The sequence below is a fragment of the Shewanella sp. FeAMO genome, assembly GCF_053653955.1.
This window is the reverse complement of sequence record NZ_CM132201.1, coordinates 1,543,813-1,557,926: the sequence shown is the minus strand read 5'-3', so window position 1 is coordinate 1,557,926 and position 14,114 is coordinate 1,543,813. Positions and strand designations below refer to the sequence as shown.

10 protein-coding genes are annotated in these 14,114 nt (G+C 52.5%); 4 read left to right on the top strand and 6 right to left on the bottom strand.

From position 1 onward, the window contains the following. Window positions 1-440: 440 nt before the first annotated feature. Both ACWAU4_RS07055 and ACWAU4_RS07050 read right to left on the bottom strand, forming a co-directional pair. Window positions 441-752, bottom strand: a complete 312-nt coding sequence (locus ACWAU4_RS07055; protein ID WP_208125659.1) for a TapY2 family type IVa secretion system protein — start codon at window positions 750-752, stop codon at window positions 441-443. Between the two features lie 16 nt (window positions 753-768). Beyond that, window positions 769-4,341: a pilus assembly protein gene (locus tag ACWAU4_RS07050; protein WP_243890835.1), complete on the bottom strand. Its 3,573-nt coding sequence runs from the start codon at window positions 4,339-4,341 to the stop codon at window positions 769-771. Between the two features lie 435 nt (window positions 4,342-4,776). Here ACWAU4_RS07050 and ACWAU4_RS07045 point away from each other — a divergent pair, with 435 nt between their 5' ends. Continuing rightward, window positions 4,777-5,868, top strand: coding sequence for an efflux RND transporter periplasmic adaptor subunit (locus ACWAU4_RS07045; protein ID WP_025887603.1), 1,092 nt, complete (start codon window positions 4,777-4,779; stop codon window positions 5,866-5,868). Continuing rightward, entirely contained in the window at window positions 5,868-8,987 is a 3,120-nt protein-coding gene (locus ACWAU4_RS07040; RefSeq protein ID WP_025887601.1) for a multidrug efflux RND transporter permease subunit, read from the top strand. The genes ACWAU4_RS07045 and ACWAU4_RS07040 overlap by 1 nt, the downstream gene beginning before the upstream one ends. Before the next feature lie 70 nt (window positions 8,988-9,057). Here the strand turns inward: ACWAU4_RS07040 and ACWAU4_RS07035 are convergent, their stop codons facing one another. Next, a complete protein-coding gene (locus ACWAU4_RS07035; RefSeq protein ID WP_025887599.1) occupies window positions 9,058-9,411 on the bottom strand; it encodes a DUF1428 domain-containing protein in 354 nt (117 codons plus the stop codon). 225 nt (window positions 9,412-9,636) lie between these two features. After that, window positions 9,637-10,062: an OsmC family protein gene (locus ACWAU4_RS07030; RefSeq protein WP_045282530.1), complete on the bottom strand. Its 426-nt coding sequence runs from the start codon at window positions 10,060-10,062 to the stop codon at window positions 9,637-9,639. Between the two features lie 301 nt (window positions 10,063-10,363). On the opposite strand from ACWAU4_RS07030, the gene ACWAU4_RS07025 reads away from it, so the two are divergent. Next, the gene (locus tag ACWAU4_RS07025; RefSeq protein ID WP_037436415.1) at window positions 10,364-11,116 is read left to right on the top strand and encodes a substrate-binding periplasmic protein; all 753 of its coding nucleotides are present in this window, start codon (window positions 10,364-10,366) and stop codon (window positions 11,114-11,116) included. Window positions 11,117-11,176: 60 nt separating this feature from the next. Continuing rightward, window positions 11,177-11,599: a thioesterase family protein gene (locus ACWAU4_RS07020; protein WP_093983558.1), complete on the top strand. Its 423-nt coding sequence runs from the start codon at window positions 11,177-11,179 to the stop codon at window positions 11,597-11,599. Window positions 11,600-11,630: 31 nt separating this feature from the next. Here the strand turns inward: ACWAU4_RS07020 and ACWAU4_RS07015 are convergent, their stop codons facing one another. Beyond that, window positions 11,631-13,124, bottom strand: a complete 1,494-nt coding sequence (locus ACWAU4_RS07015) for a putative bifunctional diguanylate cyclase/phosphodiesterase (RefSeq protein WP_025887593.1) — start codon at window positions 13,122-13,124, stop codon at window positions 11,631-11,633. A gap of 47 nt (window positions 13,125-13,171) precedes the next feature. Next, window positions 13,172-14,014: an HDOD domain-containing protein gene (locus ACWAU4_RS07010; protein WP_025887591.1), complete on the bottom strand. Its 843-nt coding sequence runs from the start codon at window positions 14,012-14,014 to the stop codon at window positions 13,172-13,174. Window positions 14,015-14,114 lie beyond the last annotated feature (100 nt).

The following is a 14,114-nucleotide window of genomic DNA, read 5'->3' as shown; positions in this document are numbered from 1 at the left end:
ACGGCAGGAACACCCAAACAACAAATTAATCAAATTATTTACATTAATATCAAAATGTGTCGATTTGGCCTCAGGTTAATCAAACAGATTTGACCTTAGCCAAATATCTGACTCGACTTCAACATTTAACCGAACACCCGCACAATATCAGCCAGTTCATTTTAGAAGATCCGGTATTCACTACTATTATGGTGTTTTTAAAATGACCTTTATTCAAAACAGGAGTGGCACACCTCTTGGCTGCGCCGAATCAAATGTAAAATATATGTATCAAAACCTCAATTATAATTAACATGGCATTTGCTGATATCCTAAAAACTCGGAATAAGGCACCGAAGAAGAAAGTTATCAATAGGAGAGACTTGGCCACGAAAGAAACCTCTTGTTCGGGCATTTACCTATTTGATGCAAACAGAGCGATGAAGCCAACCCTGGGTTTCTCAGTCCAGATTTTTGCCGGCCTGGTCGATTTTTCTTCCTGTGGCAGAGTAAAATTCCTCATTCCTTGATACGCACTCAAACACTTCGCGTATGTAATGGTGCTGCCCACGATTGCCAATCCGCTCCAGCACCATTCCCGGCATCTGTCGCTGATAGAGTTCCGCCTTGGACGGATCCCAGGAGACCCGGATGATCTCATGCGACGTTCTTGTTGTTTCCACCAGGCACTTATAATCCTGTCGCGTTTGCCCCTCGCTCGCCATCAGGGGGAAACATACGCTCAAAGACAAGCTAAGGATCACCTTGTTCACTGTACACCTCTGCGCTTCAATCGGCCTGGAAGTAATAGAGTTTGTGAGTCGCCGGGCCTTCACCGACACACTGTTCGTCCCCAGCAGGGCAGCCCTTGTCATCAACCAGCTTGTCCATGAGTGCTGCGGCATTCCCAATACCAATCAGATAGAGATAGCTGTCCCCGGCGGTTCCGTCGGCATTGGTGCCTGGCTGCACCACCAACTGCGGGGTGTCGGGGAGACTTTCCCCCGTCTCCAGATAAGTCTGGGTATAGCTGCGCGCCCCCTTATGCAGATCAAAGCCATAGAGATACCCCTTGCCCGAGACCAAACATTGCTCCGCAGAGGCTTTACTGCCCGGGACATAGGAAGTGAAAAACACCCGCCCTTTGATAATACTGGCATCGGACAGACTCTTTTCACCACTGCGGGTAAAGTCATAATACCAGCCGAGTTTGCGGCCAAAATCGATATGTTCCTGAGCGGAATTCGGCGCCTTGGTCGTCACATCGTAGAGTTCGGCCAAGGTCAGTGGTTGTGGGGGATCTATTTCATTGAAATTTTGGCTGGCAGTGTTTCTGTCCTGCAACACAAAAAACATATCCGAACGACTGGTATCCAAAGGCGATGGCCTGAGTCCAGAGCCCACCACTACGGCATCATAGGGGATCTCCATGGATGAATTGACTGTCTTTGACTCGCCGTTGGTCGTGACCCGGTTCTCGGTCTGATTACTTAACATGGTTTGCGCCACTACAGGCGCGGCAAAGAAGCGCCTGTCCGTACTCTCAGTGCTGCCGCCAAGCGAAGCAAACTTGAAGGCGCTCCAATTATTACGGTCGGCATCGGGCAGGTCCAGACGCCAGATATTGGCTCCGGTGTCTGTAGCATAGATGCGGTCGCTGACACCATCACTATTGTCATCAAGCACGGCCACCGTATTGGGGATACTGTCTCTGAGTTCAGGCATTTCGGTATCACCGCCGGGGCCGAACCTGTGCAGCAACTTACCGGTTTCAGCATCCAGGATAAATACCCCGCGCCCCTGGCTGTCGGCGCTGCCCACCCTCAGAGTATCCTTGGCCGGAGAGTACCCTGCCCCAAAGATGAGTACCGGCTTATCCCCATAACCAGGAATACTGGTCACCACAGGTTTGGCCCAGCTTTGCCCCAACTCGCTCATCCCTGCCGTATCGGCATTAACATGCCACATCAGCTTGGGATTATCCGGGTTGGTAACATCCAGAGCATAGTAACCACGGCCGCCGCGCCGCAGCCCCATAAACACCCAGGCTTTCTCAAGCCTGTTGCCCACACGTTTGGTAAAGGCCACAGGTGAACCATCGAAACCATAAACCGAATGCACGCCCGACGGTGCATTGGCTTTAAGTTCAGCCAGATTGGGGAGAAATTCCCAGGGCATAAAGGCCCAACTCTCACTGACCGAAGCCCCCTTGTCCTGAAACATATGCAGCATGCCATGATTGCTGCCCACCAGGATACGGATATCCGGGTCGGTTGCGGACGAACCAAAATCTATCGCCAGAGGCTTGGAATGCAGGGGGTCACCCAAAAGATCGCGACGCTTATCGCTGCGATTGCCGTTGCGGTTGTCGTCATCGACATCCTCGCCGCGTGCCCAATCAAACAGCCCCTGCAACTGGCTGCTGTCTACCCCCATATGCTGCGCCAGCTTGGCTTCACCTCCGGCATAACCGCTGGCGGCATCTAAGGTCAGCGGTGACAAGTCGCCCCCGGCGGCAAAATTGCCATAAAAAGTGCGCTGCTTTTGGTTATAGAGGGCTTCGGCCACCCCACCCTTGGTCACATCATCGCCGTCGCCTCCTTGACTGCAAGCCCCGCTGGAACTCCAAAAAGAACAGCTCTTGGCACTGATATTGCCATTCTCGGCAATGGCCGGCTCACCTTTGCTGTCGACCACTTTGCCTTTATCCGTCACTTGGAACTTCTTGATATTGCCACGCCAGCGAGGTCCCTTGTTGGGCAAAAACATCGAGTAATACACTGAATCCAAGGTTTGTAGCTTGTTGAAATTATTGCTGGCCACCGAAGGCGAGGTGAAGCTGGCGTTCTTCTCCAGAATTTGATTAACCACAGATTGAATTGCCGACTGCAACTTGCTGGCATCCTGGGCATCGAAGTAGCGGCCGCCCCCCTTTTCGGCGGTTTTTCTCAGTAAGGCTTCGGCCTTGGCCGCCCCCTCGCTGAAGCCTATGGTAAAAGTGGTCACTGTCTGTTTGCCTGCCAGATTGGAGTTAAGGTCATTCCGACTCATCCAACTGCTCAGGGCACTGAGATAACTCCGGCTTCTTTGGGTGATATAGGCATCCTCATCCCCCGTCATCTCTTGGATCAGATCATCGGCAGAGGCATCCTGAGTGGGTTCACCGTCGGTAATATAAACAACATAAACCTGGCTCTGGCATGGCTTGAACGGCGAAACATAGCTGCCACCCTTGATAATGCTCATATCCCTTTGCGGGGTATCTTTAACCAGATACTGATCGACAACCTTGCCATCGCTGTTTGTAAAAAAATAATCACTGTCTTTATCGGCGAAGTGCACTCCCTTGCCGCTAAAATAGCGAAAAGCCTCATAAAAGGTCTCACACAGTGGCGTGGCCTGGGCGTAGGAAATATCATTAATCCTGTTAATGAGCTCTATCTTGCTGGCAGCGGTCATGGACTTGATCCCCGAGATGATCCGTCCACCATCACGCTCCCCTTCCAGCTTGAAGTTCAAGTTGAAGATTGCCAGCCCCAAATCAACCCCAGGAGTGGTCACTATCACATTTTGAATCGCGTCCTTGGCGACCTGCAACCGGGTCTTGGTTACTTTCTTTTTGTCGCTGTGATACCAGCGCAGATAATCTTCCGTGTAGAAAGTAACCGGCCGACCCGTGCCGAAACCGGTTCGCTCTGCGGCTTCCTTGGCGGCTTTTTTCTGCTCAGCGCTGGAGCCGTCATTCACCTCTGTGTAACCAACCACTTCTTTACGATTGCCGGTGCCATCGAGCGGCAAGCCATCTACAATTCCTGAGGCGTTACCATAGCGTTCATCCTGAATATCTTCGAAACAATCAATCAAGGTAAGATTGGCACCGGCATTCTCAGGTAATTCTTTCCAGGTACCATTCTGCCCCGAGAAGCTATATTCCCGAATAAACCCGGTATAAGTTCCATACTTATTTAAATACTCCCAGGAAGTTTGACAACCGTTATTCTCCCTCTTGAACCGCCGGCTTCCTTTCTGTTCATCCAACACAGGAATATTAACTGAATCTGGAGTGCCCTTGGTAAAATACAGGAACCCGCTTTCGGTATTTTGACTGCCGGAGCCCTCTACTCCCGAGTAACTTTCATCGACATCATAGACGTACTCTTCCATGCTGCGGGAGTTATCAAAAATGATCAGGATTTGCGGCCTATCGCCGGTTCGCGAGGAGGATTCGTAAACATAAAGCTCAGTATCATCGGCTGGTACAGGCCGCGCCATCATAAAGAAAATAGCCAGCAGAATTAAATTACGAGCTTGCTTTCCGCCATAACAATAACGTGAAAACTTTATATCCCTGTAAATATTCATTGTGTTTCACCATATTTATACAGGCACCAATACAGTATTCCATGAATAAACAGAACACCAAACCAAATAACAACACCAATATAAACAACTCAGTTAGCACATATAAAAACAGGCGCACAAGCGCCAAAGGAAATAATTTAATATGACTTATGAATATGATGACCAAGTCTCATTAAAACCAAAGTAAAATGACTCCTGACAAATATCTGACTCGGCAAAAATTTACAACTACACATCTTACAACTCATTTTATTAAAAACTGTTGCAGGCAAGGAACAGTTTGAGAGAACAGATTCAGACATTCGCCATCGGTCACATTTTCACACTGGAATTTGCGCTTTTTTACACTCATTTACCAGCTTTATGCTTGAGGCTCCCGTAAAATAGGCAACCTTCAGATCCTAGCGGATCTCTACCGGCATCAGATGGGACACAATGAAAAAACCTTATATCGGACTCCTGGTCCTTGGCCTTTGTGTGGCCGCCTATCTCCTCTTGACTCCGACGGCAGATAAAGCCGGCAACAAACCTGGCTCAGGCATGGGGATGGGCAAAGCCGCCGTTCCCGTAATTACCGCCACAGTCACAGAGCAATCCCTGGCGCAATCCCTGACTCTGATAGGCAAGCTGGAAGCAGAACGCTCGGTCACTATAGCGCCTCAAGTCGCCGGCAAGATAGACGCTATCGCAGTGCGCTCCAACCAGGAGGTGAAGGCGGGGGAACTCTTGCTGGTTTTGGAAGAGTCCAAGGCCAAGGCGGCGGTAATGGAAGCTGAATCTTATCTGGCCGATGAGCGGCGTAAGTTGGGCGAGTATGAAAAACTGATCGGCCGCAACGCCATTACCCAGACAGAAATTGATGCCCAACGCGCCAGCGTCAGTATCGCCGAAGCCAGGCTGGCCTCGGCCAGGGCCGAACTTTCCTACCATCATCTGCGGGCTCCCTTTTCCGGTACAGTGGGCCTGGTGGATTTCAGCAAGGGTAAACTGGTGAGCCAAGGAACCGAACTCTTGAGTCTCGATGATCTGAGCTTGTTGCGGCTCGATCTGCAGGTGCCCGAATCTTATCTGTCGCAACTGAGTGTCGGCATGCAGGTACAAGGCAGCAGCAGTGCCTGGAACGGCCAACTGTTTCAGGGCGAGGTGGTTGCCATAGATCCCAGAGTCAACCCGGATACTCTCAATGTCAGGGTGCGGGTAGAATTCAAAAATAAAAACAAATACTTGAGACCTGGCATGATGTTATCGGCCACCCTGACCTTCCCACCAATTCATCAGGCGGTAGTACCTGTACAGGCGTTGGAGTATTCAGGCACCAAGCGTTATGTCTATCGCATAGATGAAAACAGCATAGCCCACCGCACCGAAGTGCATTTGGGCGCCCGGGTCGACAATCTGGTGCTTATCACAGATGGCGTCAGCCTGGGGGATCGCATTGTGGTGCAGGGGCTGGTGAATATTCGTGATGGCGCCAGCGTCAAGCCCTTGACCGCCGAAGCAGTACAGCAGACCGGGGAGCTTCACTGATGTTGTTATCCGATGTCTCGGTCAAACGGCCGATCAGCGCCATAGTGCTGAGCCTGCTTTTGTGTGTCTTTGGTCTGGTGTCTTTCAGCAAGCTGTCGGTGCGGGAAATGCCGGATGTGGAGAGCCCGGTCGTCACTGTGATGACCACCTATGAAGGGGCCAGCGCCTCTATCATGGAGAGTCAGGTCACCAAAAACCTTGAGGATGAGCTGACAGGCATCAGCGGTATCGATGAAATCACCTCGGTGAGCCGCAACGGCATGTCGCGGATCACTGTGACCTTCAAATTGGGCTGGAACCTCACCGAAGGGGTGAGCGATGTCCGTGATGCCGTGGCCCGGGCGCAGCGCAGGCTGCCGGAAGAAGCCAACGACCCGATAGTCTCCAAAGACAACGGCTCGGGCGAGCCCTCCATCTATGTCAACTTGAGCTCCAGCGAGATGGATCGTACCCAGCTCACTGACTATTCCCGCCGGGTACTGGAAGATAAGTTCAACCTGATCACAGGGGTCAGCTCGGTGGATATCTCAGGTGGCCTCTACAAGGTGATGTATGTGCGCCTCAAGCCTGAGCAGATGGCCGGTCGCAATGTCACTGTGCAGGATATCCTTGCAGCCCTGAAGGCGGAGAATATGGAATCCCCCGGCGGTGAGCTGCGTAACGACACCACAGTGATGACAGTGCGCACCGCCCGCCTCTATCTGAGCCCTGAGCAATTCGACTATCTGCAGGTCAGCAGCGCAAATGGCTCGCCGGTTTATCTCAAGGATGTAGCCGAGGTGTTTGTCGGCGCCGAGAATGAGAACTCCACCTTCAAGAGCAACGGCATAGTCAACCTCAGCCTGGGGATAGTGCCGCAATCGGATGCCAACCCGCTGGATGTCGCCAAAGATGTCTACAAGCAGGTGGACGCGCTGCAAAAGTTTCTGCCGGCCGGTACCCAGCTATATGTGGACTACGACTCGACCGTGTTTATCGATCAGGCCATAGACGAGGTGTATTACACCCTCTATATCACGGCGGCGCTGGTACTGCTGGTGCTGTATATTTTCATCGGCCAGCTGCGGGCAACGCTTATTCCTGCTGTGACTGTGCCGGTATCGCTGATCTCGGCCTTTATGGCCGCCTACTTCTTGGGCTTTTCCATCAACCTGCTGACCCTGATGGCACTGATCCTGGCCATAGGCCTGGTGGTGGATGACGCCATTGTGGTGGTAGAGAATATCTTTCACCACATAGAGCGCGGGGAAGACCCGCTGCTGGCCGCCTACAAGGGCACCCGCGAAGTGGGCTTTGCCGTTATTGCCACCACGGCGGTATTGGTGATGGTATTTCTGCCCATCTCCTTTATGGAAGGCATGGTCGGCTTGCTGTTCACCGAGTTTTCCGTGCTGCTGGCGGTGTCTGTACTGTTCTCATCCCTGGTCGCGCTGACACTGACACCTGTGCTCAGCAGCCAGTTGCTCAAGGCCAATGTCAAACCCAACGCCTTCAACCGCGCCTTGAATCGCTTCTTTGCGGCGCTCGAGCTTAAGTATCGCGCCATGGTGGCCATTGCCATACGTCACAAGGTTGCGGCACCCTTGGTTATCCTCGCCTGTATCGGCGGCAGCGCCTTGCTGGTAAACCATATTCCCGCACAGCTGGCACCGCAGGAAGACCGCGGGGTGATCTTCGCCTTTATCAAGGGCGCCGAAGGCACCAGCTACAACCGCATGACAGCCAACATGGACATAGTACAGGACAGGCTGATGCCGCTGCTGGGCCAGGGCGTGCTCAAGTCCTTCAGTGTGCAGGCGCCGGCCTTTGGTGGCCGCGCCGGTGATCAGACAGGTTTTGTGATCATGCAGCTCGAGGATTGGGAGGACAGGAATATCAACGCCGATCAGGCGCTGGTGATGATAGCCCAGGTATTGAAAGATATTCCCGATGTGATGGTGCGGCCCATGTTACCCGGCTTCCGTGGCCGCTCCAGTGAGCCGGTGCAGTTTGTTATCGGCGGATCCGACTATAAAGAGCTGTTCAAATGGGCACAGCTGCTGCAACAGGAGGCCAACAGCAGTGGCCTGATGCGCGGCGCCGATCTGGATTATGCCGAAACCACCCCTGAGCTTCTGGTCACGGTTGACAGACAAAGGGCGGCAGAGCTTGGTGTCAGTGTTGCCGATGTTTCGGAAACCCTGGAAGTGATGCTCGGCGGCCGCAAACAAACCACCTATGTGGACAGGGGTGAAGAGTATGATGTCTATGTGCGCGGGGATGAAAAACAGTTCAGCAGCATGAGCGACCTCAGCCAGATCTATATGCGGACCACCAAGGGCGAGCTGGTTACCCTCGACAGCCTGGCGCATATCGAAGAAGTGGCCTCGCCGCAGCGACTGAGCCATACCAATAAGCAAAAATCCATCACCATCAAGGCTAACCTCATGGATGGCGCCACTCTGGGGGAAGCACTGGATTTCCTCGACGCCAAAGCGATTGAATCCCTGCCCGGTGATATCAGTATCAGCTACACTGGTGAGTCGAAAGACTTCAAGGAAAACCAGAGCAGCATGCTGCTGGTATTCGGTTTGGCCCTCTTGGTGGTTTATCTGGTGCTGGCGGCTCAGTTCGAAAGCTTTATCAACCCACTGGTGGTGATGTTGACCGTCCCCATGGGGGTATTCGGCGGCTTCCTTGGCCTATGGCTGACACAACAAGGGCTCAACCTCTACAGCCAGATAGGGATGATCATGTTGATAGGCATGGTGACCAAGAACGGTATTCTGATAGTCGAATTTGCCAACCAACTGCGAGACAAGGGGCTGGCCTTCGAACAGGCGGTTATCGATGCCTCGGCGCGGCGTTTGCGGCCTATCCTGATGACCTCCTTCACCGCGATTGTCGGCGCGATTCCGCTGATCTTCTCCACCGGTGCCGGCTCTGAGAGCCGTATTGCCGTGGGAACCGTAGTGTTCTTCGGTATGGCGTTTGCGACCTTTGTCACCCTGTTGGTGATCCCGGCCATGTATCGACTCTTGTCCTATAACACCAAGTCGCCCGGCCATGTCAAAGACAGGCTCAATGCCGCTATCGCCCGGCAGCAGGCGCAGATAAACATAGGCTCAGGTTCAGATTGATTCTGCCGGGCTCAATAAAACACGGGATGCCAAGCGGCATCCCGTGTTTTATTGAGGAGTCAAAGAAAGGCTACTCCTTGAGCAGCATCTCAAAGCCACCCCAGATCATCCTCTTGCCATCGAACGGCATATCGCCGAGAGTCTCGGGAACGGAAGGATCTGTCATGATAAACTGCATACCTTTATCACGCGTGGCCTTGTCCGGCCAAACGATCCAGGAAACCACCACAGTCTCATCGTCCTGGCGCTTTATCGCCATAGGCATGGAAGTAAGCTTACCTTCCGGGACATCATCCCCCCAGCATTCTACCAGCTCCAAAGCCCCCTGAGACTTGAACAGACCCGCCGCCCGGCGTGCATGCTCAAGATACTGCTGTTTCTTGGCGCTGGGAACCGGAGCGACCATCACATCGATATAACTCATTCTCGCCTCCTTTGCTATGTTATCCCTGAACTTGCATCTTCCCTTGCAAGTGTAGGAGGCGAAACGGCATTTTGCCGTCTGATCCAATGGTTATCTGTCAGCCTGTCAGTATTCACAACGGCAGGCCTGGTTCAACGCTTTACTTTATTTAGCCCAGGTTTGGCAAGGACTGACAGCGCTCAAGCCAAGAGCATTTGAAGCTTCAGGCATCAGATACTCAGATACTCAGATACTTTGATGCTCTACTCTGGAGGCGCTCAACAGGTTGTCATGCACGGGACAACGATGGCAGACAGTATCGAGAAACTGCTGCTTTTGTTCTGCAGTCATGTCGGCGTCAATATCGGCATCCAGGGTAATACGGCGAAACCCGACAGGATCCTCGCTGGCTTTCCCCAGCAAACCGTCGGAATTCATCTCGCCACGCACCTTGATGTTCATCCCCCTGAGATCGATTTTCTGCTCTCTGGCCACCATTCTGGCAATGGCAGAAATACAGCCCCCCAGAGAAAACAGGAAGGTCTCAAGCGGATTGGCTCCTTCGTTACCGGCCGTCGGTTGGTCAATGACCAAGGTATGCTCACGCACCTGCGCTGTCACTTTCCAGCCTTTACCCATTTTGGTTTCAAGTTCAATAATCTTTTCTGGCATGGTACACCTCTATCCATTAGAAAAATTTCATTGAGAATAATCTAATGATATATAGAATGCAAACCACCACAATAATAAACGCCAACTGGTTCACAATCGAAAACCCGGGCTTAGCGGCACTCGCTATGAGGGGATGCAATTTAAGCAAAAACACACACCCTTTGCGGAAGGTGTGGCCCGGGTATTTGCTGATTTCAGAGGCCTGTGATTCGACTCAGGGCACAGATGGGACTTGCTCGCATCTTCCCTAAGACTCAGGTACTATTTTTAACCTTTCCAAACCAGGCGACTCAATCAAAGGATGAGAATGAGATCTGGAATAATAGCTGTATTAACTTGTTTTATTTACATGTTTTCTTCAACACTGGCTTGGGCCGAAGCAGAGACAAAAGTCTTACTCGCCGCCGAAGACAGCTGGCCACCTTTTGCCGACAGAACCGGGCAAGGCTTATCCCACCAACTGATAACCGCCGCTTTCTCTATTGAGCATATTCAAGTGGAAAGCTTGGTAGTGCCCTATTCCAGAGCCTTGATGATGGCCCGTAAGGGACAGGTGCAAGGGGTGTTCAATGTGACCCGTGAGCGCAGTACCGAGCCGGATTTTCTGTTTGGTGAAGAGCCGCTGTTTGTTGCCAATGCCTCCTTCTACTACAACAGAAATCGGCCACTGAATGCCCAAAACAAATGGCAGCTACCCAAGGGCAGCGTCGTTGGGATAATCAAGGGTTACGAATACGGCGATGAATTTGCCAAACTGAGCCAACAGTTACAGTTGGTACCGGTAGCCAGCCAGGAGCAATTACTCAACCTCTTGCTGCTTAACCGCATAGATGCAGCCATTATGTTCGACAAGGTGGCCGAAGGCTTTATCAAACGTATGGGGGTTGAAGAGGAGATCCTACCGGCATTTTCCAATCACCAGAGCCGAATATTTCTGGCATTTTCGCTGCAAAATGCCTCTTCTCCAAAGCTGGCCAAGGCACTGGATGAAGGACTGAGACAGATGAAACAAAGTGGTCAATACCAGCAGATCATCAGTAGCAGCCGCCTCTGAGCTGACCTTTGCCGACGCGAGTGCTAAACTGCCTGGCGCGACTCAATTACAGGTATTTGCATGCAACTCAGCTTCAGCCCTTGGTTTCATTTTCAATTGCAGATCTACTATGAAGATACGGACTTTTCCGGCGTGGTGTATCACCCCAATTTTCTGAAGTACTTCGAGCGCGCCCGTGAACAGGTTATAGGTGCCAACGAACTGAAACGCCTGTGGCATTCGGATGGAATAGGTTTTGCTGTCTATCGCTCCGAGCTCACCTGTCAGGAAGGGGTCGAGTTTGCCGATATCCTGGATGTCCGTACCCGCTTTGCCTTCGAAAGCAAATACCGCACAGTGTGGGAACAGGAGATCTGGCGCGAAAACGCCGCCAGGGCGGCAGTCAGTGGCCGGGTTGAAATGGTGTGCATGAATAGTCAGCGCCAGCTTTGCCCTATGCCGGCGACACTACTCGAACAGTTGGGGACACAGTTAAGGGCATAGCAGCAACAAGATTAGGCCTACAGCCAATAGTTCAGCTCACCGTCTTGGTTTGCATGCTGTGCTTGGCGTACCAGTATTCAAGCTCAGGCGCCGTCTTGGGTTTGGCGACAATATCACCCTGCAGCTGATCGGCCCCCAGGGAGATCAGCATCTGTTTCAGCGCCATAGATTCGACCCCCTCGACAGTGACCTCAAAACCCAGTGACTTGGCCATCTGGATGCTGGCACGCATAATATGCTTGGCATTGCTGTTGCTGAGCAACTCTTCATTGAACGCCTTATCTATTTTGACTTCATCTACCGGCAGATTTTTCAAATAGGCCAGCGACGAGTGCCCGGTACCAAAATCATCTATCGCCAGACGAATGTCCAGTTGCCGCAGCCGCTCCAGGATTTTTATCGCCTGCTCAAGATCGGCCATCAGGCTGCTCTCGGTGATCTCTATCGCCAGTACCTCACCCGGCAACTGATACTCCTGCAGTTGGCGTTCAATCTCCTGCAGCATGCAGCCGTTGTTGAGATCCTGCGCCGAAAGGTTAAGCGCTATCCGCACCTTGAAGCCACCGCTGCGCCACTTGCGCTGCTGCATCATCACCTGCTCCAGCGCCCACTGACTCACCAGGCCTATCATGCCGGAATACTCGGCCAGTGGAATAAACTCGGCCGGAGAAATGGTGCCGAATTTGGGATGTTCCCAACGGATGAGCGCTTCAACCTGGCGACAAAGGCCGCTGCTCACCTCTTCTTTGGCCTGATAAACCAGATACAACTGCCCTGTCTTCAACGCCTTGGGCAGGCTGTTGATGATCTCCAGCTCGCGCATTTGGATACTGTCTTCACCCGTCTGATAACCGGCAAGCAGATCACGGCTATTGCGGGCTTTTTTCAACGCCAGATCCAGGCGGCGCAACATCAGGCTGAGATCGGTATGATGGGCATGCAAATCCAGATAGCCCATCTGAATGCGGATACTCACAGGCGTACCTTCAATATCAAAAGGCACCTGTAACCTGCCCCGCAGCCGATGCAGATCTTCTTCTGTCTGTTGCTGCTCAAAGTACAGCAGAAACTCATCTTCATTCATCCGAGCCAGTAATCTGGGCGCCTGCTGCAATCCCAGCAGGCGGTCTGCCATCTGCTTGAGCAACTGATCGCCAAAGGCAAAGCCAAACAGGTCATTGACGTAACGGAAACGGTAGATGTCCAGCAGCACCATGGTGCCCTGTTGCAGCGGCATCAAGGCGGTAACGCTGCGCTTGAGCCCTACCCTATTGGCAAGACCTGTGAGTTTATCTTTCCCCACAGGTGGCGGAAGGGCCTGCAGCAACTTCTCCAGGCTATTGACCAGCTCATAGAAGGCGACCGGCACCCAAGGCAGTTCAAGTGGTGCGCGCGCTTTTATCTGATTGTCGAGTTGTTTTCCGAGCAGCTTGATAAAACGCCGCTCTTTTTGACGCTGGCGGCGCCACAAAAGGAGAATAAACACTGTGATTAACGCGATAGAAAGCAACCATGGGCCTATCATCAAAGCGGTATTCTCCCGTGAACGACAAAGATGGGTTAATTCAATACTTACTCATAGCTTTGCTTGATTGAATGGTACTTGTCCAGAAACTCATCACTGCCTAGCAGTTCGGCACTGACGGGCAAGCCCCTATCGACAAACACTTCCAGACGCTGTTCAAGCTCGGCGCCGGCTCGCAACTCCCCGGCATAGAAGGCCGCCGAGCGAATGAAGTCCAGGTAAGTCACATGATCCGGCAGATAGGGCAAATCAGCCCAGCGCTCGACCACTTCCATCACATCCGGGGCAAAGTCCCAGCTCTTGAGTACCGCCCGCCCTATGGGCCCTTGCATCTTGCGCACCAAGGCTCTTAGCTGATCTATGCTGCCAAAGAGCTCCGGGTGAGCCTCGGCCTCGGTCAGTACCGGCAAGGCACCGATATTATGCACCAGCCCCGCCAGGGTCAAAGTATCATAATTCAGACCGCTACCCGGATGGGTCTTGTTATAGATAAGCAGCATGGCGCCGGCCGCGGCGGTTACATCTATGGAAGTGCGCCACACCTCATCCATGACTTCCCACACCATCTCGTTGGTGGAGATGAACAACTGCTCCATGGCGATGGAGGTGGCGATGGATTTGATCTGCGCCAAGCCTATACGGGTTACGGCACTGTTGATGTTTTCCGCAGGAATACCCCGGCTGTAGAAAGCACTGTTGGCTACCTTGATCAAACGCGCCGATATGGCGGCATCCTGACCTATGATATCGGCAACTTCCCTCAGGCTTGAGTCGGGACGACTGACCACCTCCTGCACCCGCATGGCCACTTCCGGCAAGGTTGGCAGCACCAGGGTATCGTTCTTGAGTTTCCGCAACAAACCAACCAAGAGTTGATGTTCGGTAGACATGCACTCTCCAATGTAAAAAAACTGTTCAGATACTGTGACTCAGTATATCAGCAACCCCGGCAGCCGTGAGCGTAAAAAAACGCCAAGTGATATCAAGTTG